The organism is Bacillus sp. F2HM, assembly GCF_019266135.1.
Taxonomy (GTDB): Bacteria; Bacillota; Bacilli; order Bacillales; family Bacillaceae; genus Bacillus; species Bacillus safensis.
In genome coordinates this window covers 110,743-133,311 of record NZ_LRMO01000022.1, presented here as the reverse complement: position 1 = coordinate 133,311, position 22,569 = coordinate 110,743, and the positions used below count along the sequence as shown (strand labels likewise).

Annotated in this window: 29 protein-coding genes; 3 read left to right on the top strand and 26 right to left on the bottom strand. The window is 42.6% G+C overall.

From position 1 onward, the window contains the following. Nucleotides 1-157: 157 nt before the first annotated feature. From AWT60_RS14715 to AWT60_RS14605, 23 genes are all read right to left on the bottom strand, one after another. Entirely contained in the window at nt 158-1,012 is an 855-nt protein-coding gene (locus tag AWT60_RS14715; protein WP_041106824.1) for a TlyA family RNA methyltransferase, read from the bottom strand. After that, on the bottom strand, nt 1,009-2,910 hold the full coding sequence (gene dxs / locus AWT60_RS14710; protein WP_034280265.1) for a 1-deoxy-D-xylulose-5-phosphate synthase: 1,902 nt from the start codon (nt 2,908-2,910) through the stop codon (nt 1,009-1,011). Before dxs ends, AWT60_RS14715 begins: the two co-directional genes overlap by 4 nt. Nucleotides 2,911-3,060: 150 nt before the next feature. Continuing rightward, nucleotides 3,061-3,957: a polyprenyl synthetase family protein gene (locus AWT60_RS14705; RefSeq protein WP_256928513.1), complete on the bottom strand. Its 897-nt coding sequence runs from the start codon at nt 3,955-3,957 to the stop codon at nt 3,061-3,063. After that, complete coding sequence (locus AWT60_RS14700) at nt 3,941-4,201, bottom strand: exodeoxyribonuclease VII small subunit (RefSeq protein ID WP_041086137.1); 261 nt, start codon at nt 4,199-4,201, stop codon at nt 3,941-3,943. Before AWT60_RS14700 ends, AWT60_RS14705 begins: the two co-directional genes overlap by 17 nt. Further along, on the bottom strand, nt 4,198-5,544 hold the full coding sequence (gene xseA, locus AWT60_RS14695; RefSeq protein ID WP_075611624.1) for an exodeoxyribonuclease VII large subunit: 1,347 nt from the start codon (nt 5,542-5,544) through the stop codon (nt 4,198-4,200). The genes AWT60_RS14700 and xseA overlap by 4 nt, the downstream gene beginning before the upstream one ends. Before the next feature lie 70 nt (nt 5,545-5,614). Continuing rightward, nucleotides 5,615-6,466 (bottom strand): bifunctional methylenetetrahydrofolate dehydrogenase/methenyltetrahydrofolate cyclohydrolase FolD, encoded by an 852-nt coding sequence (gene folD / locus AWT60_RS14690; protein WP_039179869.1) that lies wholly within the window; start codon nt 6,464-6,466, stop codon nt 5,615-5,617. Nucleotides 6,467-6,477: 11 nt separating this feature from the next. Further along, nucleotides 6,478-6,873, bottom strand: a complete 396-nt coding sequence (nusB, locus tag AWT60_RS14685; RefSeq protein WP_012010530.1) for a transcription antitermination factor NusB — start codon at nt 6,871-6,873, stop codon at nt 6,478-6,480. Between the two features lie 210 nt (nt 6,874-7,083). Further along, nucleotides 7,084-7,491, bottom strand: a complete 408-nt coding sequence (locus AWT60_RS14680) for an Asp23/Gls24 family envelope stress response protein (RefSeq protein ID WP_034280262.1) — start codon at nt 7,489-7,491, stop codon at nt 7,084-7,086. A 25-nt stretch (nt 7,492-7,516) separates the two neighbouring features. Next, on the bottom strand, nt 7,517-8,866 hold the full coding sequence (gene accC, locus AWT60_RS14675) for an acetyl-CoA carboxylase biotin carboxylase subunit (RefSeq protein WP_041086141.1): 1,350 nt from the start codon (nt 8,864-8,866) through the stop codon (nt 7,517-7,519). Nucleotides 8,867-8,877: 11 nt separating this feature from the next. Continuing rightward, nucleotides 8,878-9,360, bottom strand: coding sequence for an acetyl-CoA carboxylase biotin carboxyl carrier protein (gene accB, locus AWT60_RS14670; protein WP_039179875.1), 483 nt, complete (start codon nt 9,358-9,360; stop codon nt 8,878-8,880). 195 nt (nt 9,361-9,555) lie between these two features. Next, complete coding sequence (locus AWT60_RS14665) at nt 9,556-10,188, bottom strand: SpoIIIAH-like family protein (RefSeq protein ID WP_024428006.1); 633 nt, start codon at nt 10,186-10,188, stop codon at nt 9,556-9,558. Then, nucleotides 10,188-10,859 (bottom strand): stage III sporulation protein AG, encoded by a 672-nt coding sequence (spoIIIAG, locus tag AWT60_RS14660; RefSeq protein ID WP_039179881.1) that lies wholly within the window; start codon nt 10,857-10,859, stop codon nt 10,188-10,190. Before spoIIIAG ends, AWT60_RS14665 begins: the two co-directional genes overlap by 1 nt. Further along, nucleotides 10,852-11,484 (bottom strand): stage III sporulation protein AF, encoded by a 633-nt coding sequence (gene spoIIIAF / locus AWT60_RS14655; RefSeq protein ID WP_075611627.1) that lies wholly within the window; start codon nt 11,482-11,484, stop codon nt 10,852-10,854. The genes spoIIIAG and spoIIIAF overlap by 8 nt, the downstream gene beginning before the upstream one ends. Nucleotides 11,485-11,498: 14 nt before the next feature. After that, entirely contained in the window at nt 11,499-12,692 is a 1,194-nt protein-coding gene (spoIIIAE, locus tag AWT60_RS14650) for a stage III sporulation protein AE (RefSeq protein WP_218677405.1), read from the bottom strand. A 19-nt stretch (nt 12,693-12,711) separates the two neighbouring features. Further along, on the bottom strand, nt 12,712-13,125 hold the full coding sequence (spoIIIAD, locus tag AWT60_RS14645; RefSeq protein ID WP_087978339.1) for a stage III sporulation protein AD: 414 nt from the start codon (nt 13,123-13,125) through the stop codon (nt 12,712-12,714). After that, nucleotides 13,122-13,328, bottom strand: a complete 207-nt coding sequence (gene spoIIIAC / locus AWT60_RS14640) for a stage III sporulation protein AC (protein WP_003153142.1) — start codon at nt 13,326-13,328, stop codon at nt 13,122-13,124. Before spoIIIAC ends, spoIIIAD begins: the two co-directional genes overlap by 4 nt. A 19-nt stretch (nt 13,329-13,347) precedes the next feature. Then, nucleotides 13,348-13,863 (bottom strand): stage III sporulation protein SpoIIIAB, encoded by a 516-nt coding sequence (spoIIIAB, locus tag AWT60_RS14635; RefSeq protein WP_041106834.1) that lies wholly within the window; start codon nt 13,861-13,863, stop codon nt 13,348-13,350. Beyond that, entirely contained in the window at nt 13,857-14,780 is a 924-nt protein-coding gene (gene spoIIIAA, locus AWT60_RS14630; protein WP_024428002.1) for a stage III sporulation protein AA, read from the bottom strand. Before spoIIIAA ends, spoIIIAB begins: the two co-directional genes overlap by 7 nt. Before the next feature lie 66 nt (nt 14,781-14,846). Next, nucleotides 14,847-15,128 carry a YqhV family protein gene (locus AWT60_RS14625; RefSeq protein WP_024422953.1) on the bottom strand — a complete coding sequence of 94 codons (282 nt, stop codon included), beginning with the start codon at nt 15,126-15,128 and terminating at the stop codon, nt 14,847-14,849. A gap of 169 nt (nt 15,129-15,297) precedes the next feature. Beyond that, nucleotides 15,298-15,855, bottom strand: coding sequence for an elongation factor P (efp, locus tag AWT60_RS14620; RefSeq protein WP_024422954.1), 558 nt, complete (start codon nt 15,853-15,855; stop codon nt 15,298-15,300). Nucleotides 15,856-15,880: 25 nt separating this feature from the next. Continuing rightward, nucleotides 15,881-16,942, bottom strand: coding sequence for a M24 family metallopeptidase (locus AWT60_RS14615; RefSeq protein WP_256928512.1), 1,062 nt, complete (start codon nt 16,940-16,942; stop codon nt 15,881-15,883). Further along, nucleotides 16,939-17,382, bottom strand: a complete 444-nt coding sequence (aroQ, locus tag AWT60_RS14610; RefSeq protein WP_041106837.1) for a type II 3-dehydroquinate dehydratase — start codon at nt 17,380-17,382, stop codon at nt 16,939-16,941. The genes AWT60_RS14615 and aroQ overlap by 4 nt, the downstream gene beginning before the upstream one ends. A 108-nt stretch (nt 17,383-17,490) precedes the next feature. After that, nucleotides 17,491-18,018 (bottom strand): YqhR family membrane protein, encoded by a 528-nt coding sequence (locus tag AWT60_RS14605; protein ID WP_047202279.1) that lies wholly within the window; start codon nt 18,016-18,018, stop codon nt 17,491-17,493. Between the two features lie 223 nt (nt 18,019-18,241). On the opposite strand from AWT60_RS14605, the gene AWT60_RS14600 reads away from it, so the two are divergent. Then, nucleotides 18,242-19,198: a DUF1385 domain-containing protein gene (locus tag AWT60_RS14600; protein WP_041086151.1), complete on the top strand. Its 957-nt coding sequence runs from the start codon at nt 18,242-18,244 to the stop codon at nt 19,196-19,198. 38 nt (nt 19,199-19,236) lie between these two features. After that, nucleotides 19,237-19,632, top strand: coding sequence for an SA1362 family protein (locus AWT60_RS14595; protein WP_039179905.1), 396 nt, complete (start codon nt 19,237-19,239; stop codon nt 19,630-19,632). On the opposite strand, the gene AWT60_RS14590 is transcribed toward AWT60_RS14595, so the two are convergent. The 3 genes from AWT60_RS14590 to AWT60_RS14580 all read right to left on the bottom strand — a co-directional run bounded on the left by AWT60_RS14590 (nt 19,629) and on the right by AWT60_RS14580 (nt 21,965). Continuing rightward, nucleotides 19,629-20,504, bottom strand: a complete 876-nt coding sequence (locus AWT60_RS14590; protein WP_073979622.1) for a patatin-like phospholipase family protein — start codon at nt 20,502-20,504, stop codon at nt 19,629-19,631. The two genes, AWT60_RS14595 and AWT60_RS14590, sit on opposite strands and share 4 nt — an antisense overlap. Nucleotides 20,505-20,608: 104 nt before the next feature. Beyond that, nucleotides 20,609-21,043: a transcriptional regulator MntR gene (gene mntR / locus AWT60_RS14585; protein ID WP_024422961.1), complete on the bottom strand. Its 435-nt coding sequence runs from the start codon at nt 21,041-21,043 to the stop codon at nt 20,609-20,611. Between the two features lie 85 nt (nt 21,044-21,128). Further along, nucleotides 21,129-21,965, bottom strand: coding sequence for a lipoate--protein ligase family protein (locus tag AWT60_RS14580; protein ID WP_034280239.1), 837 nt, complete (start codon nt 21,963-21,965; stop codon nt 21,129-21,131). Between the two features lie 219 nt (nt 21,966-22,184). On the opposite strand from AWT60_RS14580, the gene AWT60_RS14575 reads away from it, so the two are divergent. Next, complete coding sequence (locus AWT60_RS14575) at nt 22,185-22,565, top strand: rhodanese-like domain-containing protein (protein ID WP_024422963.1); 381 nt, start codon at nt 22,185-22,187, stop codon at nt 22,563-22,565. Nucleotides 22,566-22,569 lie beyond the last annotated feature (4 nt).

The following is a 22,569-nucleotide window of genomic DNA, read 5'->3' as shown; positions in this document are numbered from 1 at the left end:
AATTCGCTCCGCTCCAGTGCTCGAACTTCCTAGACTTCAAAGGTTTTCTATCACGCTGAAAAGAAGACAAAGGGCTAAAATAAAGATCATTTTAACCCTTTGTCAACAATCTGAAAAGGAATAATAGCGAGCTATTATTCCTTTTGTTTCAATGATTTCATGTGTCAGCCGGCTCAGGGCTGTTTTTCTTTTCTTTCAATACAGAATGGGCTTCCTTCACAACCTTCTCAAGTTCTGAAGCAGGAAGTGCCGCATTTTTTTCTTGATCAGGATGAAGCACTAGATGGAGAAGGAATTCAATATTTCCGTCTCCACCGGTGATAGGCGAAAATGATACATCCTTTACATCATAGCCTTCTTTTGCAGCAAATTGATTCATCTCTTCTAGTACACCAAGGTGGACAGAGGGCTCACGTACGATGCCTTTTTTCCCAACAAGCTCTCTGCCTGCTTCAAATTGAGGCTTGACGAGTGCAATACAGTCACCACCCGGAACAAGAATATGCTTTAAAGCCGGCAGAATGAGTTTAAGTGAAATAAAAGATACATCAATCGATGCCACTTCTGGCAATCCTTCAGTAAAATCAGCTGGGACGGAATGGCGGAAATTAGTGCGCTCCATGACGATGACCCTGTCATCCTGCCTTAATTTCCACGCAAGCTGATTGTAGCCAACGTCTACAGCATATGATTTGACTGCTCCATTTTGAAGAGCACAATCTGTAAATCCGCCTGTTGATGAGCCAATATCAATCAGCAATTTCCCTTCAACTGTCAGATCAAATTCTTTAAGCGCTTTTTCAAGCTTTAACCCGCCGCGGCTTACGTATTTGAGAGGGTTCCCCTTCACTGTAAGCGGCGTATCACGAGCAATTTTCTCTCCTGGTTTATCCAAACGGGTTTCATTTGAGTAAACGATCCCTGCCATGATGGCACGCTTTGCTTTCTCTCTTGTTTCCATTAGTCCTTGTTCGACTAATAAAACGTCAAGTCGTTCTTTCTTTGATGTCATGATCCAATTCCTTTTCTTGGTGCTGCTGGAAGCAGGTCACGTAAAGTCTCAGCAACATGTGCTTTCGTCAGTCCAATTTCTTCAAGCAGGGCATCAACACTTCCATGCTCAATAAATTGATCTGGGATACCCATGCGTTCTACTTTGATATGTGATGCTTTCTTGTCGTGTAGATATTCTAATACACTGCTGCCAAACCCGCCTTGGAGCACAGCTTCTTCAATCGTTAAAATCGGAATCCCTTCAGAAAGAATGTCGTTTAGCATCGCTTCATCAAGCGGCTTAATAAACCGAGCGTTGACGACACGAATTGATTTCCCTTCTTTTTGAAGTTCCTCAGCTGCTTGCAGCGCCATTTTAATCGTCGTACCGAATGTTAAGATGACGGCATCCTTCCCTGGGCGAAGAACCTCCCAAGATCCAATCGGAATGGTTTTGAGCTGTTCATCCATTTTCACGCCAAGCCCATTTCCGCGCGGGAAACGCATGGCAATTGGACCGTCATCATACTGAATGGCTGTATTGACCATGTGCTGGCCTTCATTTTCATCCTTCGGCATCATGAGCACCATATTCGGCATATGACGCATGAAGGCAATATCAAACACACCTTGATGCGTTTCTCCATCAGCACCGACAAGACCCGCACGGTCAATTCCGATAAATACATTGAGGTTTTGGCGGCAAATATCATGCAGCACTTGATCATAAGCTCTTTGCAGGAACGTTGAATAAATCGCTAAAAATGGCTTCATATCCTGCGTCGCAAGCCCAGCTGCCATTGTGGCTGCATGCTGCTCAGCAATCCCTACATCAAACATTCGCTCAGGAAATTCCTTGGCGAAGCCTTCAAGTTTTGAGCCAACAGGCATCGCAGGCGTGATGGCCACAATTCGCTCATCTTTCCGCGCAAGCTTTCTGACTGTTTCACTGACAAGACCACTCCATGACGGTGCAGCTGCAGCTGGTTTTACAAAATCACCTGTATCAATTTTGTATGGACCTGTGCCGTGCCATGTCCCAATTTTATCGGATTCTGCCGGCTGATAGCCTTTTCCTTTTTTCGTGATGACATGTAGCAGAACAGGACCTTTTGTTTTCTTTGCATATTCAAGGTTTTCAAAAAGATCTTCATAAGAATGTCCATCAACAGGACCTAAGTAAGTGAATCCCATTTCCTCAAAAAACATGCCAGACACTAGTAAATACTTGAGGCTGTCTTTAATACGCTCTGCTGTAGCAGCAAGCTTTCCGCCTACAGCTGGGATCCGCTTGAATAAATATTCGAGCTCGTCCTTTACCCATTGGTACTTGCCTGCTGTGCGCAGTCTGCCAAGCATGGTGTGAATTGCACCGACGTTTGGTGCAATACTCATTTCATTATCGTTTAAGATAACGATCATATCTTTCTTTTCATCACCGATATGATTCAGAGCTTCAAGAGCCATACCGCCGGTTAATGCACCATCTCCGATAATCGGCAGGATATATTCATCTGTCCCTTTAATATCCCGCGCCGCCGCCATACCCATCGCGCCAGATAATGACGTTGAGCTGTGGCCTGTTTCCCAAACATCATGCTCACTTTCATTTCGTTTAGGAAAACCGCAAAGTCCTTTATATTGACGAAGTGTATCAAACTCCGCCCCTCTTCCAGTTAACAGCTTGTGAACATAAGACTGATGTCCAACATCCCAAAGAAATTTGTCTTTCGGGCTGTCAAATACTTTATGAAGGGCAACCGTGAGTTCAACGACACCCAGGTTCGGACCGATATGCCCGCCAGAGTTAGCCAAGGACTCAATTAAAAACATGCGAATGTCAGCACTAAGCTCCTCTAATTCTGCATTTGACATTCCTTTTAGAAACGTTGGATTTTTTATTGATAAAAGATCCAATCAGGATCAACTCGCTTTCAACAAAATTTCTATCTACATATATAATGCCTTATTCCTATGAAAACCAAGCGGGAATAAGAGTTGTCTTATCATGATAAACTGTTTACAGTTTACCACAATTGCTCGAAGACCCTCAAATCTAGGCTGTTTTTAATGATCTCTTGAAGCGATCAGATCACATAACTCATGCAGCAATTGCTGCTCTAATTCAAGATTTGAGACAATTTCTTTTGCACGTGTGATGTGCTCGCGCAGCTTTTCTTTTGCTCCTGAAAGCGTTAATAAAGAAGGATATGTCGACTTTTCATTCGCTGTATCAGAGCCGACCCGTTTTCCTATTTTTTCTTCGCTTCCTTCGAGGTCTAAAATGTCATCACGGATTTGAAAAGCAATGCCAATATGATAGCTGAATTCTCTTAGTTTTTCGATATCGTCATCTGATGCTCCTGCCAGCATTGCACCTGCTGTGACGCTGAATGTGAGAAGCTTTCCTGTTTTCCGGGCATGAATGGATTCTAGTTCAGCAAGCGGGACTTGTTTTTGCTCTGCTTCCATGTCATCAAATTGACCGCCAACCATTCCTAGTGCACCTGCTGACCGCACAAGCTCATCTACGATTCTAAGCTTTTGGTCAGGAGAGACGCTGCTAGATAGCTGCGATGTAATCAGGCGAAAGCTTTCCGTTAAAAGTGCATCACCAGCGAGAACCGCTGTTGCTTCTCCGTATACTTTATGGTTGGTCGGCTTTCCTCTGCGCAGGTCATCATCGTCCATGCAAGGAAGGTCGTCATGTATCAATGAATACGTATGAATCATTTCTACAGCACAGCCAACCGGAATGCCATCTTCTTCGTTTTTTCCATAGGCATGTAATAAAGCAAGAACGAGAACAGGGCGAAGTCTTTTCCCTCCAGCTTCAAGAGAGTAAAGCATCGAAGATTTTAGTTCTTCTGGAATCTTCAATTCCTGAACATATGTAAATAAATAATCTTCAATGGCCTGTTTTCGTGTTGTTAAAAAATCCTGCAAATTACTTGTCACCAGCATCTGCCTCCTTCACTGAGAAAGGAGCCAGCTCACCGTCCTCTTTTAAAATGAAATCCATCTGCTTTTCAACGTGCTGTAATTTTTCATGACAAAGCTTTGAAAGTGTCATTCCTTCTTGGAAATAATGAATGGCTTGCTCAAGTGGTACATCTCCTTCTTCGAGCTTCCCAACGATCTCCTCAAGACCTTTCATCGCTTCCTCAAATGTCATTTGTTCTTCTTTTTGTTTATTTGGTTCTGTCATGATGATTGCCCCTCCTTCTCAATAACCTCACAAATCAGACGTCCATCCTTCATAGTAATAGCCAGCTGATCCTTCGTATCAACTTGGTTCACACTTTTAATCAGTTCATCATCTTTATAGGCTAAACTGTAGCCTCTTTCCATCACTTGAAGTGGATTTAATGCATTTAGTTTACCAAGAACAGATTGGAACTGCGAATGAATTGTTTTCATTTGCACATTCATGCTGCGGATGAGCTGTTCTGTTTCATTGGCATGGCGTTTTTTCGCCTGAAGCAGCTGCTCTTTTGGATGAAGCGGCTTCAACCTGTATGTCTGGCGATCTAGTTGACTGCGTTTTTGTTCAATTTGTCTCGTCAGCTGTTTTTGAAAACGGTCAAATACCAAATCGAATTGCTGCTCTTTTTGCTCCTGCAATCGTTTTGGAAATCGGAAAGCATAAGAGGATTGCAGCGCCACAAGACGATCTTTCGCTTGTGAAGTTCGATTCTTCACGGCCCTTGTCAGCCGAATGTCGATGGATTTGATTCGTTCTATTAAATCGGCTGTGCTTGGAACAGCAAGCTCGGCTGCTCCTGTTGGTGTGGGTGCTCTCATGTCTGCAGTGAAATCACTGATCGTAAAGTCCGTTTCGTGCCCCACTGCAGAAATGATTGGAATGTCTGATGCGAAGATCGCTCTTGCGACAGCTTCTTCATTAAAGGCCCAAAGTTCTTCGATCGAACCGCCTCCTCTTCCGACAATCAAGACATCACAGAGCTGTTTTTCATTTGCTTCCTTGATCCGCTCTACGATTGAACGGATGGCATTTTCACCTTGGACAAGCGCCGGAAGCACAATGATTTTCGCCTGCTGATAGCGCCGGTTAATCGTTGTAATGACATCCCGGACAGCCGCTCCTGTTGGGGATGTAATGACACCAACAATCTCTGGATATTCAGGAATTGGTTTTTTATAGCGCACATCAAATAAGCCTTCACTTGCCAGCTTTTTCTTCAGTTCTTCATAAGCGAGATGAAGAGCACCAACACCATCAGGCTGCATTTCTTTTGCATATAATTGATAGTTGCCGCTTGGTTCATATACTTGAATCCCGCCGCGTACAAACACTTTCATTCCGCTTTTTGGTGTAAAAGGCAGCTTTGCTGCGGAACGCTGGAACATGACAGCTTGCATGCGTGCGTTTTCGTCTTTTAAGGTGAAGTACACATGACCTCTTGAATGAATCTTCACATTGGATAACTCACCTTTGATCCAAATATCTTCTAAATGCGGATCAACATCAAATTTTCTTTTTATGTATTTTGTAAGGGCTGTGACCGTCACAAAGGCTTTTTCACTCATGACGTATTCCTCCTCTTCAAAAACGCACATTCATCCACCGGCAACATGCAGGTGGATGAATGGATAAAGCTTATGCTAATGTACGTTTTGCTGATTTAACCGTATTGTGTGCAAGCATCGTAATCGTCATTGGACCAACTCCGCCAGGGACTGGTGTGATGTAAGAAGCTTTTTCTTTTGCTCCTTCAAAATCAACATCCCCAACAAGCTTCCCAGTATCCAAACGATTGACTCCTACATCGATGACAATTGCGCCTTCTTTGATTTGGTCAGCTTTAATAAAGTTTGCTCGACCGACGGCAACAACTAAAATGTCCGCTTTTAACGTGTGTTCTGAAATATTCGCCGTTCTTGAATGGCAGTAAGTAACCGTTGCGTTTTCATTTAACAGCAATTGTCCAACTGGTTTGCCGACAATATTGCTGCGCCCCACAACAACCACTTCTTTTCCAGAAAGATCGACACCCGTTTTGTTCAATAATTCAACAATGCCTGCTGGTGTACAAGGAAGGAATGTATCTTCCCCAAGCAGCATTTTCCCGATATTTAAAGGATGGAAACCATCTACATCTTTCTCAGGTGAAATACGTTCAATAACGGCTTTTTCAGAAATGTGTTTAGGCAGTGGAAGTTGAACAAGAATCCCGTGGAATTGATCGTTCGCATTGTACTGATCAATCAGCTGAAGCAATTCTTCTTCTGTTAAAGAAGCATCTAAATGATCAAGCTGGAAATGCATGCCCATTGCTTCTGCTGCTTTTTTCTTCCCGCGTACGTAAGAAAGTGAAGCCGGATCATCACCGATTAGAATAACGGCAAGACCAGGTGTGACTCCTTTTTGTTTTAGCTCTTCTACTTCTTTTGCTAATTGTTCACGCTTTTCTTTTGCTGTTTCTTTCCCATCGATGATTGTTGCTGTCATGTCGAATCCTCCTATTGCTGCTTTAGGTCGTTTTTAATGTTCGAAAGTACACCATTTACAAATTTCGGTGCTTTATCATCGCCGAATAATTTGGCGAGTTCAATCGCTTCATTCATTGAGACACTAACTGGGATGTCTTCTTGATACACCATCTCGTACACAGACAGCCTTAAAATGGCTCTGTCTACGTTTGCAATACGATCGAGTTTCCAATTCACTAGATGCTGGGAGATCATGTCATCAAGCTTGTCCTTTTGTTCAAGCACACCGAAAACCAGTTCCTCGAAAAAAGGATCTGATTCTTGTTCATCCAGCGCATGTGTAATGGCCTCTTTCGGATCAATATTGCTCACATCAATTTGAAATAATGTTTGTAGCGCCTTTTCTCTTGCAGTTCTTCTTTTCATTATTTACTCCTTTAACCACTTTATCCGCTTGTCGTTAAGCCATACAGAGATCATAACATATTTTGACCGTGGTCGCACCAAGATCCATGCGAGCTGTGACGAAAAACGAATCAATCAACGCGTGACGTTATCAATATTCGGAAATCACCCAAAAATGGGCTTTAAAAAACCAAAGAGGCAATGCCTCCTTGGTTTCACTTGAACCCTTCTTTACATTTCTTGATCTACTTCAGCCTCAGGTGCTTTTGTATCAAATTGAATGCCAACAACATGAATGTTAATTTCATTAATCGTTAAGGCAGTCATGTTTAAAAGGGTTTGACGGATATTTTCTTGTACAGCAGTGGATACCTTTGGAATGGATAGGCCAAATTCAACCACACAATACACATCGATTGTGATGCCTTCATCAGAGACATCTACTTTTACACCTTTACGGTGATTTTTCTTACCAAAGCGTTCTGCTACATCAGCAGCGAAATTGCCTCGCATTTCGGCAATGCCTTCGACTTCTGAAGCGGCGATCCCAGCAATGACTTCAATCACTTCTGGTGCAATTTGCACTTTTCCCAATTGATCTTCATCAAGGTTCATTTCAAGCAAATTGTTTTCTGACACGATCATTCACCTCCGAAAGCTGTAATTATTTCATGATTTGGTATGTTTCTAAAAACTTCGTATTAAAATTACCGCTCACAAATGTTTCATGCTCGAGCAATCTAAGGTGGAATGGAATCGTTGTGTAGACTCCTTCAATGACGAATTCTTGAAGCGCACGTTTCATTTTCGCAATCGCTTCTTCTCTCGACTTACCATATGTGATCACTTTTGCAATCATGCTGTCATAATATGGCGGAATCACATAGCCCGGATAAGCGGCAGAATCAACACGTACTCCTAAACCGCCTGGCGGAAGATACATTTTAATTTCACCAGCTGAAGGCATGAAGTTTTTCTCTGGGTTCTCTGCATTGATACGGCATTCGATCGCCCAGCCTTCATATACGACATCCTCTTGTGTAAGAGAAAGCTTCTCACCTGATGCAACCTTGATCTGTTCTTTGATCAAGTCTACACCTGTGACCATTTCTGTCACAGGATGCTCTACTTGAATACGAGTATTCATTTCCATGAAGTAGAACTTCTCTTCATTATAATCATAAATGAATTCAACTGTTCCAGCACCTGTATATTCAACAGCTTCTGCTGCTTTTACGGCTGCTTCACCCATTTGCTCACGGATGTCTGCATTCAGTGCTGGTGATGGTGTTTCTTCAAGAAGCTTTTGCATTCTTCTTTGGATCGAGCAGTCACGCTCTCCTAAATGAATCGTATTGCCATGCTGATCTGCAAGCACTTGGATTTCCACATGTCTAAAGTCTTCAATGAACTTTTCTAAATAGACACCAGGGTTCCCAAAGTTTTGCGCCGCTTCCTGCTGCGTGATGGTGACTCCGTTAATAAGCTCTTCTTCTGTACGAGCCACACGGATTCCTTTACCGCCTCCGCCTGCAGTTGCTTTAATAATGACAGGATACCCAATACTAGCTGCTGTTGAAACAGCATCATCAAGATCTTTTACAATTCCTTGAGAACCAGGGACGATCGGGACGCCTGCACTCTTCATTGTTTCTCGCGCGACATCTTTCGTTCCCATTTTAGAAATCGCTGACGCGGTTGGTCCAACAAAGATTACATTACATTCCTCGCAAAGCTCTGCAAAGTCTGCATTTTCTGCTAGAAAGCCGTATCCTGGATGGATGGCATCTGTTCCTGTTAATTTTGCTACGCTGACGATATTCGTGACATTTAAATAACTATCTTTAGAAGCAGTTGGTCCGATGCAATATGCTTCATCAGCCATTTGTACATGCAGCGCATCGCGATCCGCTTCAGAAAATACCGCAACAGTTTCAATTCCAAGCTCTTTACAAGCGCGGATAATTCTAACTGCGATTTCTCCTCTGTTTGCAATTAATAGCTTTTTAATCATGATCGTACTCCTTACTCTGCTTTCACTAGAAAGAGGGGTTGTCCGAATTCTACAAGTTGACCGTTTTCAGCTAATACTTCGACGATTTCACCTTTTACTTCTGCTTCGATTTCATTAAACAGTTTCATCGCTTCAACGATACATACAACTGAATTTTCCTTCACCTTAGAACCTGTTGTCACGTATGGATCTGCTTCTGGTGAAGAGGAAGCATAAAATGTGCCAACCATTGGGGATGTGATTTTATGCAGATTTTCAGACGCAGTTGCCTCTTGTGCAGGGGCTTCAGTCTGAGCTGGAGCTTGTGCTGTAGGAGCTTGTTGAGCTGGAGCTGCTTGGACAGGAGCCACTGGTGCTTGTGCCGCAACTTGCTGAACGACTTCTTTATTTTTCTTCAGTTTGATTTTCGCGCCTTCGTTTTCGTACGTAAATTCGTCGATTGTAGAGTCGTCAATTAATTTAATCAGTTCATGAATTTCTTCAATTTTTAACATGGATTTGCACCCCTATGTATGGATTTATCTTTTAATTATAGGCTAGTACTAAAAGTACGTACTATACACATCTTACAGGAGGATTTCAATGAATTCAACTACTATTGTGGCGAAGCGTCTCGCGAAAGCACCTTGGAAGGGGCGTCAAGCCGCATCAAAAAACGCCCTTTTCGGCAAAGGGCGCCAGTTCATTTTTTATTGATTAGTGGGCTCAAAAGTGACAGCTACGTTATCAAGACCTCTCATTTCTTTTGTGACCATATCAATAATATCGGCCGCTTGAGACTTTGATTTTTTATCAGAACGAACCGTGATGCTCACTTTATCTCCTTCAGCACTTACGAGCGCATCTTTATAGCCTTTTGTTTTGATCAAGGTCTCAAGCTGACGCTCAGTTCCTTCTGCTTCACTAAGCGCTGTCATTTGATCGTATGCTTCACTTTTTTCTTGTGCCGTTGCATCGTCACTAGAAACGATTTCGTTGTATTCTTCGCGCTGCTTGCTTCGTTTATCTTCAAGCTCTAGTCTGTATGTTGTAAAAAGCTCATCGTCTGTCTGCTCTGACACAGCCTTTCCTTCTTCACCGCTTGTTTCGATATCCTCTTGTTTGCCGTTTGTTTCTTTGTCAGTGGATTTCTTATCAGCGCCTTTTTCCATTCCTTTGTCCGTCCCTTTTTCTGTTTCAACCTTTTTCTCTTCAGTCCCTTTTGATTTCGTATCTTCTACTGTCACTGCATTTTCACCCTGTGGAGACATGATATAGTACACACTTAATACGACAACTAAACTTAGCATCGTTAATAGCCAAACCGTTTGTTTTTTTAACATCATTCCGAATCCTCCTTGATTTTTTTAGGGGCAACAGCCACTCTATGGCTCGGTACATCAAGCACTCGTGTAACCGCTTCAATGATGGTTTTCTTTATTTGAACGTTGTCTACTCCTTGAGCAACAACGAGGACACCTCGGATTTCTGGTTTTTTCGTTTGCACAACGACTGGTGTTTCTTCATTGCCATTTTTGATGATGACGACTTCTTCTTCTTTTGTTTGATCGGTGACACTTCGTACGCCGCCTTCTTTATCTGTTTCCTCGGTCGTTGTACTTTTATTGGATTTGTTTTTTTCAAACACTTTTAAAGACGTTGCATCTACATTGACCACGATGGATACATCCTCAACGCCGATGATGGTCTCTAAAATTTCTTTCAGCTGGTTTTCGTATTCTTGCTCCACGTCCTCAATTGAATTCTTTGGTTTACCTGAGGATGCCGGTTTGAATACCTCCTGCTCTTCTGAGGATGTTTTTTTAGCAGCAGGAACCGCAGCTTGTTGTTTGCTTGATGGTGGTGACAAGATCTGACTGACTAACATGAAAGATACGCCGATAATGAATACAAGCAGCAAGTAATGGTGCTTCGTTAATTTTGGCTTCCCTTCACCTTTTTCAGGCGGCTGGAAGAATGATTTCAGCTTTTGTTTCCAGTCCTTGTTATTCATGATCTGCTGCGTCACCTCCCTCAATGTTCAGCGCGATGTGCTCAGGACTCGTATTCCAAACATCAGCCAGTGTCTCTTTCACCCTTGTGATCTCTTTGCTAGAAGATTCAGCGCTTTCCTCCTTTTGCCTGGAGAGATCAATGTCCACCTTTGCCACCGTTTCTACAGCATCACCTGTGAGCGGGGAAAGAACTGCTTTGATGCGAAATTGATCCGCCTCCATATTCTGATCCAGATGCTCCTCATCAGCCAGCACTTCTACGTGTTTCATTTCATAGCTCTCCTTCTCCAGTGGCTCCTTTGCGCTTTTTTCTAGTTGGACAGCCATTTGCTTTAAAATATATGCACGCTGAGAGGCTTGTATTTCTTTTTTTTCTAAATTCATCTGATTTTTTATTTCTTCTGACTGCGCTTTTTCCTTCCCTTTCATCAATTCTGAAAAAATTTGGTCAGGATCTGCTCGAAATAAAGCAAAAATCGGATTGAGCATTACGACGATGAGCAGCAGACTGACGACCATTTTTGCATACTTTTGCATGCTCGAATTGGGAAGCAGAAGATCAATGACAATCGCAAATAAGATAAAGAGAATAATACTTGTGATCCATTCCGTGAGAAAGCTCAAAAGGTGTCCCCTCCTTACTTCATCATCATGGTCAGGTTACCCGCAGTAATGATGACGGTAATGCTTAAAAAGAACATGAGCGACACAACAGCAAGTGCGGCAAATATATACAGCACACTTTTTGAGATGACATCAAGACAGCTGATGATGGGTCCGCCCCCTAACGGCTGAAGGATCGCAGCAGCAAGCTTATATATAAGGGCTAACGAAAGTACTTTAATCGCCGGGAAGGCGGCAATTGAAATTAAAATGGCGACCCCAACTAGTCCAACTGTATTTTTGAGTAAAACAGAGGCGCTGATCACGGTATCCGTCGCATCTGTAAACATTCTGCCAAGGACAGGGATGAAGTTTCCGGTAATGAATTTGGCTGTACGAAGAGCGATTCCATCAGTAACCGCTGCAGATGCACCCTGAACGGAAATGACGCCGAGAAAAACGGTTAAAAAAACGGCAAGCCCGCCAATTGCCACATTTCTTAACAGCTGCGCAAGCTGAGTGACCTTGTATTGTTCGGTCAGGGTACTGATAATGCTTAATATTGCTGATAAAAAGATGAGCGGGAGAACAACATATTGAATGAAAACACCGCTCGTGTTCATTAAAAATAAAATAACGGGATGAAAGAATCCGGCTGAGACAAGTCCGCCTGATGAAGCAATAAGCGCTAGTAAAAGAGGAATAAGAGCAAGAATAAAACTGGTCATCGTTTGAATGGCTTCTGTGGCATAGGAAATCGCCACATGAAAGCTGTTGAGTGCAATAATAATCAGCACCATATAAACAAGAGCATATGCGACTTTGCTGACGGTGCTTTGTTCAAAGGCATTTTGCAAAAGCTGCAAAAGCGAACAAAAGATGGTAAGTAAAATCAGAGTACCTAGGAGCTTTCCGTTTGCAATGACCTCGTGAAATAGATAATGTACAAAGGCTTTCAGCCATGTTTGGGGAGACAGCTCTTTATCGCCGTCAATCATTTCCTTCACTGTGCCCTTTTGGCTTTCTGGCAAAAAGCCGCCATACTCGTCCAATATGGTTTCCCAAAAGTCACTGATGGAATGAAGCTCAAGTGCATCAGCCTGTCCATTCGCCACTTCTTCTGCTGGTGGCTGTTCATTAGATAAAGGTTCTTTTTCTTCTGCTCCTGCATGAGGAGCAATCAGCCAAAAGAAAAGCATCAATCCCATAACAGCAGTCACCCGTTTCATTGTCATCACCTCTTTTCATTTACGTCATGGACGGGATCATTCCTAAGATCGTCTCAATGATGACTGTTAAAATCGGGACTGCCATGACCAAGATGAGAATCTTACCGCCTAGCTCTATTTTTGATGCAATGGCGCCTTGCCCAGCATCTTTCGTCAGCTGAGCACCAAATTCCGCAATATAGGCAATGCCGATGATCTTCAATATGGTTTCAACATACTTCATATTGACGCCGGCACTTGCTGCAATTTTTTCAATCATTGAGATAATGGCATAGATTTGATCAATTAAATAAAGGAAAATCACACATCCAGTAAAAACGACAAGCATAAAGGCGAAGGTTGGCTTTTGTTCTTTGACGATTAATGCTAAAAAAGTAGCGATTAAACCAAGTCCAACAATTTGTATGATTTCGATTTGTAAGCCCTCCCCTATCCTTGAAATAGAAATACGGCTTTAATCTTTTTAAACAAATCGTCTACAATGGTTGCCACCATAAACAAAATGTAGATAAACCCAAGCAGCGTCACCCACTGAGCGTACTCTTTCTTCCCCATTTGGTCTAAAATCGTATGGAGAAAGGCCACGACGATGCCTACTCCGGCAATTTGAAAAATGACGTTTACATCAACGCCCATGCTCTCGACTCCCTTCCTCTCACATCAATAAAAGAATCAGTAACAATCCGCTTAAAAACCCGAGGCTTCTGACCATTTTTTCATTTTTCGCTTGGGCGATTTCTGCTTCTTTCTCCTCTGATTCCAAATGGCCTAAAGCAAGCTTGATGTACTTTTGCTGAGAAGTGACATCATGCTGGCCAAGTGTTTCTCCAAAGTGTTTCAGCGCCTCATATTCGCCTTTTTTCAATACGGTTTTTTTCCAAACATACTCTAGACTTTCGTTCCATGCATGGCGTGCAGAAAAAGTCCCCACTTTCAGTTTTTCTGCAAATTGTTCAAACAGCTGATTGACAGGAGGACCTACCTGCGCTGCAATTTGCTCTGCCGCCCGCGCTAAAGGGGTTTGACCATACATAATTTCAGCTTCAAGAGACTGGAGAGCAAACCGCAGCTGCCGAATTTGTTTAGGTCTGTCGCTATATCGTTTGGCAAACTCGAATCCTCCCCAAGTCGTGGCCGCGACAATGAAAATAGCGCCAATGAGCTTTAACATACGTCCACTCCCCGCCTCCATTTCATCTCTTGGCCGTCCCCGCCGTACATCCGCCCGATCGTGCCAGGCCCATTGTTTCGATTTAATTCAACATATCGTTCAAACACACGAAGCTCCCATAACGGCTTAAATGAAGGTCGTTTATATACATCTTCAAGTGAATATCCATGAGCTGAGACGATGATGTTGACTCCGGCATGAATCGCTTCTAAAAGTGCCTCGACATCCTCACTTTTTCCGATTTCATCGACAATCATGACCTCTGGGCTCATAGACCGAATCATCATCATCAATCCTTCAGCCTTTGGACACGCATCGAGTACATCAATCCGGTGGCCAAAATGGTGCTGCGGCACTCCTCTGATACATCCGGCGATTTCAGAACGCTCATCAATAATGCCTGTTTTTCTAGGAGGGATTGTCTTTGTGCCTGTACTAGCAAGACGTGCTATATCTCGGAGCAATGTGGTTTTTCCCGTTTGCGGGGGACCAATGATGAGTGTATTGTGCCAGTGCTCTTCATATAAATAAGGAAGAAAAGGAAGCGCAATCCCGATTTTTTCTTTGGCAATGCGGATATTAAATGAAGAGATATCTCTTAACCCTTTGACAAATCCGTTTTCAACGATCACCTTTCCAGCGAGTCCTACCCGGTGTCCGCCAGATATAGTGATATAGCCCTGTTTTAGCTCTTCCTCAAGTGTGTACATGCTGTAATTGCTCAGCCTGCCTAATAGCTGAGACGCATCTTCCCAGGTTGTGTGATAAGAAAGGAAACGTGGTTTTCCTCCCTGCATTAATTCAATAGGACGATCCGTGCGAATGCGGATTTCTTCTATTTGCGCCCATTCTGCCTCTTTTAGCAGCCTGAGTTCTTGTCCAATCGAGTGCGGGAGAATATCCAACAAACTCCGCAACGAATTCCCCTCCTTTTTTTCTTCTCTAAAATGTATGATGTGAGCCGTTAATTATGCCAAGCCGTTTCACTTATAGATCCCAACAAGAATAAACACGACACCAATGAAAATGAACACGAGCTTTGCATAGGATAGCTGCCCGGCAATTTGATAGATTCCAATCGTCATCGTGATAATAAAAATGAGCGGCCCGATGATTGCCAATATACTATTGATGACTACCGCTTTCCGTACATCATTTGTGATTAAAATAAGGATGGCTGCCGTCAGTTCAATGGCGGCGGATAAGAATCTCATGCCTGCCATTGCAGCGACTGACGGGTGTAGACCTGGGAGAAATTGTTTCATATAGAACCTCCAGCTTTTTTTACACTATATGCTTGACCAGCTGGAAGTAGTCTTGTTTTTCAGGAGGGAAGAGAGATGAATGAGAGAATTGAGAGAAGGCCTGCCTTGAGGAGTCATTTTTCCAATAAAAAAGACTGTAAACACGAGGTTTACAGTCTTTTTTCGTTCATTACGCTCTTGAAACGTATGAGCCGTCAGATGTATTAATCACTAGTTTATCTCCTTGGTTCACAAAGAAAGGAACGTTGACGATTAAACCAGTTTCAGTTTTTGCAGGTTTTGAGCCGCCTGATGTTGTGTCACCTTTAATACCAGGCTCTGTTTCTACTACTTCTAGTTCTACTGTGTTTGGAAGTTCTACTCCAAGTGTTTCAGCACCGTACATCACGATTTGAACAGACATATTTTCAAGCAAATATTTCAGCTCATCTTTAATTTGTGCTTCACTTAGTTCAAGCTGCTCATAAGAACTTGTATCCATGAAGACATGCTGATCGCCATTTGCATACAAGTATTGCATTGTTTTTGTTTCGATTTGAGCTTTCGCTACTTTTTCACCTGCGCGGAATGTTTTTTCTTGAATGGCACCTGTACGCAGGTTACGCAGTTTCGAACGAACAAACGCTGCGCCTTTTCCTGGTTTTACGTGCTGAAAATCCACTACTCGCCAAATACCGCCGTCCACTTCAATTGTCAGGCCAGTACGAAAATCGTTTACTGAAATCATTTTGTCATCCTCCTACATTTCACCATCATAATATGATAAGTTCTTTCGGTGAGTGGGTCAATCGTTTATTGCCGTCAGCTGTCAGGACAATATCATCCTCAATTCTCACGCCGCCGACATCTGGCAAGTAAATCCCCGGCTCAACTGTGACGACCATTCCCTCTTCTAAGACGACCTCTGATCGTAAGGAAAGGCCTGGCGCTTCATGTACTTCCATACCTAGCCCGTGCCCGGTTGAATGCCCGAAGTATTGACCATAGCCATACTTTTCAATGATGTCTCGTGTGATGCGATCAGCTTCTTTTCCTGTTAAGCCTGGCTTGATTCTATCCACACCAGCGTTTTCTGCTTCTAATACGATATGATAAATTTCCTTTAGCTTGTCGCTTGGTGTTCCGACAGCAATCGTTCTTGTCATATCAGAACAATAGCCTTTATAGTAAGCACCGAAATCGAGTGTCACTAAATCACCAGATTCAATCACCTTTTCACTCGCTCTTCCGTGAGGCAGGCTTGAACGAACACCTGAGGCCACTATCATATCGAATGAAGATCCTTCAGCACCTTCTTTTCTCATGAAAAATTCAAGCTCGTTCATGACAGCCATTTCCGTCAGGCCCGGCTTGATGTAAGTGAGAATATGATCAAAGGCGTGATCTGCAATCTTCGCAGCTTCCTCTAATATCTTAATCTCTTCACTAGACTTAATCAAGCGCAACTTTTCAACTGATTCAGAGACTGGAACAAGCTCTATACCGCCTGCTTTGGCTACGTACTGCTGATACGTGGCAAATGTCATATGGTTTTGTTCAAACCCAAGGCGTTTCACTCCAAATGCCTTTGCCGTTTGAGCAGCCGTTTCCACAATGTTTCCTTTATGTTCAATGATGTCATAGCCTTTGACTTGATCCTTCGCTTGCTCTGTATAGCGGAAGTCCGTGATAAAAGCTGCCCGGTCCTTTGAAACGACAGCAAGACCGGCTGATCCGGTAAAGCTGGTCATATACTGTAAATTAAAACTGCTTGTAATGACAAGGCCATCGATCTCTAATTCACTTAAAAGTGCTCTTAGTTTTTCAAGTTTCATGATGCTGCTCCCCCTTCACTGACTAAATATCGAATCGCCAATTTATACCCTTCTAAGCCAAGCCCAACGATTTGTCCTTGGCATACTGGAGCAAGTACAGAATGATGGCGGAATTCCTCTCGCTTATGAACATTTGTGATATGTACTTCAATGACTGATAAAGAAATACTTGCAATGGCATCTCTCAGCGCATAGCTGTAGTGGGTAAATGCACCCGGGTTAAACACGACACCATCGTACTGATCTTCTGCTTCATGGAGCGCATCAATCAAATCCCCTTCGTGATTTGATTGAAAGAACGTTAATTGGATGTTTGCTCGTTCTGCGAACTGGAACAAATCTGTCTCTAAATCTGTCAGCGTCTTACTTCCATAAACAGCAGGCTCTCTTTTGCCAAGCCTATTTAAATTGGGTCCATTCAGTACAAGAAAATGAGGCATATGACCACTCCTTCACCCTAATTCAATCTATATCGAGATCTGTTTCTTTTTCCTTAGAAACCTTTCGTTTCCAAAAATATTTTATCATATGAATAGGTGATTTACACTTTATTCTGTCTTTTTCCCGAGTGCCCTCGCAAGCTTCTGACTCGTCAATTCATTATATTCAAACGAAATGCTGTACCCGACAAACATGCCATATAAAATATATAGGCAAAATGTCGTAACAATGGTGCTTTGCTGCAAGTCTTGTACTTGCTTTACATCTGGGAAAATGGGATTAAATACGTAAAAAACGAGCAGCCATAAAAGCCCGCCATAAACCAGACCCATCCAAAAGCCTTTGATCCTTTTTAAAAGCCCATAATAAATAAAGGCGGCTCCAATCGATAAAATTCCTAACAGCATAATACTTATAAAAGTACCAAGTCCTCCCTTTTTCCACTCTCCAAGCACAAATGGCTGAAGCAGCATGTTAGGACTCACCTCTGAAAAATGGAACACATGGGTCAGAAACCCGATAAAGCCCCAAAAAACACCGCCTACAAAGCCTGTAGCAGCTGCTCTTGCCACAAGTGATGTCGTTTGCACGGACTGATTTTTTTCTTCTTGGTTTTTCTTTTCATCACGTTTCATTTGTGAACACCTCCAGCAAGTAGTATGTCCAAAATGTCATGAAAAAAAAGGATTTCCATACGTGAGTGTAAAATTTTCAAAACAGGGTATACTGGCTAAAAAGAGGTAGATAGAATTCTAGTAGATAATCGACCTGTGCGCTAGTGATTTCCCCTCTTTTCCTGTACAATAAAGGTATAAGGAAATGCATGTAAATTACAGGAAACAGGCAGGTTGATGAAATATGTCCAATCAAACAAAACCTCCAGCTTATGGAGGGCAGGCAGTTGTCGAAGGTGTCATGTTTGGAGGTAAGAAGAACTATGTGACAGCGATTCGGCGAAAGGACCAGTCCATTGAGTTTTTGAAGCTTCCCAGGACCTCCAATAAACGAACCGCCTTTCTCAAGAAAATCCCCTTTGTCAGGGGTGTTGCTGCACTTGTTGAAGCAAGTGCAAACGGCAGTAAGCACTTAAACTTCTCCAGTGAGCGATATGACTTAGATCCTTCTGAAGATCATACTCTTGAAAAAGAACAAAAAAGCTCGAAATTATCCATGATTTTCGGCATTGCTGTGATCGGGGTTCTCTCTCTTCTCTTTAGTAAATTTGTCTTTACCCTGGTACCTGTCTTTTTAGCAGAGCTTGTGCGCCCCATCTTTTCAGGGAATTTCGCACAAATCGCAGTGGAAACATTCTTTAAATTGGTCCTTTTATTAGGCTATATTTACTTTATTTCTATGACCCCTTTAATTAAAAGAGTATTTCAATATCATGGGGCAGAACATAAAGTCATAAACTGCTATGAACAGAACCTTGACATCACAGTGGAAAATGTCCAAAAGCAATCCCGTCTGCATTATCGATGCGGCAGCAGCTTTATTTTATTCACTGTCATTGTTGGAATGTTCGTCTATTTACTCGTACCGACAGATCCTTTATGGGTGAGAGTTCTGAACCGCTTGGCGCTCATTCCGGTTGTTCTGGGCATTTCATTTGAAGTGCTTCAGCTCACGAACAAACTCCGAGAAGTGCCTGTGCTTAAAGTGCTTGGCTATCCTGGCCTTTGGCTGCAATTGCTTACAACAAAAGAACCTTCTGACGATCAAGTCGAGGTAGCCATTGCAAGTTTTAATGAACTTCTTCGTTTAGAGGAAGCGTCTTTGAAACAAGCGTCAGATTCTGCTCATCAAGTGATCTAACTTATAAATCCGGTAAATTCCTTCGGAGGTGGACAGTTATGAATCGCCGAGTACATCCTGCTTTTACCATTATTTTCGCTTTAGGTGTTTTGGGATTTGTGTACTTACTCACAACGAACCCAGGCAGACTTTTTACCATGCTGCTGTCTGTTGTGATCATTGGAGCGGCCCTATTTTTCCTATTTAGATGGCTGATGAATCGAAGAACTGGAACAGAAGGCAATCTTTATCGCAAAGCAGTCAAACAATCAAAACGTCGCTACCAGCAGCCTAAACCAAAAACGAAAAGCCAGATGAAAAATCGGGTCACTCATTTGCGAAGCGTGCCGACTGACCACAAGTCTAAGCCCGTCCTTCTCAAAAAGAAAAGCCAAACACATTTGACTGTCATTGAAGGCAAGAAAAACAAAAAGAAGAATCGCGCCTTATTTTAAAATGTCCAGCTTTTTAAAAATTGCTCGGCCTTCTGTCTGCCTAGATCGACGAGTGCCTTTTTCTTTTCTGTCATGAGTTGAAAATCAGTGGCAATGACGTGTTCTACAGGAATAAAAATAATATGACGTTCGTGTTTTGTGGCAATATGTCTTTCGTCATGAGCACCACGCATCGTTTCAAAAAGAGCGCCAAACAGTTCAAACGCATTGCGGATGGAGTGTTGAGGGCGTTCTTTTTCGTTTGGGGTTAATGTGACACCGACGAAAGGTCTTTTTTTCTCTTCAGCAAACAACCAAATTGGAAAATTGCTAAGCACTCCTCCATCTACAATGGTACAAATGCCTTTTGAAGACTTCAGTTTGACAGGTTCGAAAAAATACGGCAGACTGCAGCTCATTCGAATGGCCCTCGCCACGGAAAACCGCTCTGGATTCAAGCCATATGCAGGAAGGTCGTCTGGCAGCACGAGGATTTTTCCATTCGTTAAATCGGACGCAACGATTTTCAGAGAATCTTTTTTGAGGTCTCCAAACACGGTGACCCCTTTTCGTTTTAGCACATCAGTCAGCCATTTTTCCAGCCGGTCTCCTTTATAAAGACCAAGACGCCAGTAAATGGATACCCACCTGAGCATTTTGAACGGGATGAATTGACATCTTCTATCAAGCAATTGATGCTCATCCATTTCATCTAAAAGCTCCCGAATTTCCTGGCTTGTAAAACCTGCTGCGATGAGTGAAGCAATGATTGCTCCAGCACTTGTACCAGCAAGACGGACAAATTGAAATCCTCTCACTTCAAGCGCTTCATAGGCACCAGCAAGCGCTGCCCCCTTAATGCCTCCACCTGAGAACACACCATCTATCTTCATCAAGGAGCCCCCTTTGATTTCACGCTAATAATAGTGTAGGAGCTTTTGCTTTCAATTAGAACTTTAATCAAAAAGGACACCCATGCTGAGGGTGTCCTTTTTGATTAAGATTCTTGATTTGTTTGTTCGTTTTTCTTTTGAATCGCTTTCAGCTGAACAGATCGCTCATCGTTTTCTTCAAAAAATTGAACGAGATCGCCGATGCGGTCAATGCTGTTCCAGCTGAGATGATGTTCAATGCCTTCTACATCATCATAAATTTTCTCTTCATCTACACCAATGATTCTTAAAAATTGCTCTAGCAGTTCATGTCTGTATACGAGACGTTTTCCAATTTTTTTGCCTTTCGGGGTTAAAATTAGACCACGATACTTCTCATAAATGAGGTATTCATCTTTATCTAGCTTCTGAACCATTTTTGTTACAGAGGAGGGATGGACAGCGAGTGCTTCTGCAATATCAGAGACTCTGGCATATCCTTTATCTTCTATCAGCATATAAATTTGTTCAATGTAATCTTCCATACTAGGTGTAGTCATAAAACCCCTCCATAATGCACCTTTACTTAATAATCAACCCAATTCTACACCATCGTTCATTAAAAAACAAGGAGTGTCCTTCGGCTTAACGCTTGTAATTCCAATCATCTGAGGCATATTTCGTTTTTGCGAGATGATGGACAAACGCTAATTCTTCATCTGTCAGCTCATAAGGTTCAAGCTCAATATTTAATCCTTTTTCAAACCCTCTTTTAAACGCAGCACGCGCATCGTCTATTGTACATGTTCGGTCTGAGATTTCATTGATGGCAACCGCTTTGTTTTTAAAGCTTCGCTGCATCCGTTCTCTCACCCGGTCGTTTGGATAAAGGAACAAATCGAACAATTTGTCCTCATCAAGGTCAATTAAAATAGATCCATGCTGGAGAATGACACCTTTTTGTCTCGTCTGAGCACTGCCCGCTACCTTTCTGCCTTCTACAACAAGCTCGTACCAAGAAGGGGCATCAAAGCATACAGATGATCTTGGGTTCTTTAAGCTTTCCTTTTCTTTATCTGTACGAGGAATGGCAAAATACGCATCGAGTCCCAGCTCTTTAAAGCCCTCTAAAATGCCTTCTGAAATAACGCGGTACGCCTCTGTCACCGTCGCTGGCATTTCTGGATGTTCCTCTGACACAATCACGCTGTAGGTCAGCTCCTGGTCATGAAGTACTCCCCGTCCTCCGGTTGGTCTGCGGACAAATCCAAGACCATATCGCTTGACGGCTTCTAGGTTGATTTCTTTTTCAACGTTCTGAAAATACCCAACAGATAATGTCGCCGGATCCCATCCATAAAAACGGATAACAGGCGGGATGAGCTTCTCACTATGCCAATAAAGCAAGGCTTCGTCCATTGCCATGTTAAAGGCAGGGTCTTGGTTTCCTGAATCAATGAAACACCATTTCTCTTTTTGCATATAAAATCCCTTCTCTTTTACGTAGTCAATGTTAGATGATGGTGGTGACCACCGGTTTTCTCTCTTCATCAGTCTATCAAATAGGGACGGAATTGAAAATAATTCTTACCATTTATGATGACAAGTTTCTTATGCTTTACTATAATAGTATTTGTCTAAAACGTACCATCAGACAGGCTACTGTGCTGATGCTCAAGAAGGAGTCGAGTTGTATTGTCAATATTCAACTATATCGTCCTCTCACTTTGTGGACTTTTCGTTCTTTATTCCATCGGCAGCTACATTTATCAGCAGCGCATTATGAAAACGCTGACGGAAGAAGAATTTATTAAAGGTTACCGCAAAGCCCAGCTCATTGATGTGAGAGAGCCAAATGAGTTTGAAGGCGGACATATTTTAGGGGCTAGAAATATTCCCCTTTCCCAGCTAAAGCAGCGCAAAAATGAAATACGTCCTGACAAGCCTGTTTATCTCTATTGTCAAAATAATTTTAGAAGCGGAAAAGCAGCCCAAACTTTACGTAAAAACGGCTGCCGTGAGATTTATAATTTAAAAGGCGGCTTTAAAAAATGGGGCGGCCGCATTAAAACGAAAAACTAACAAA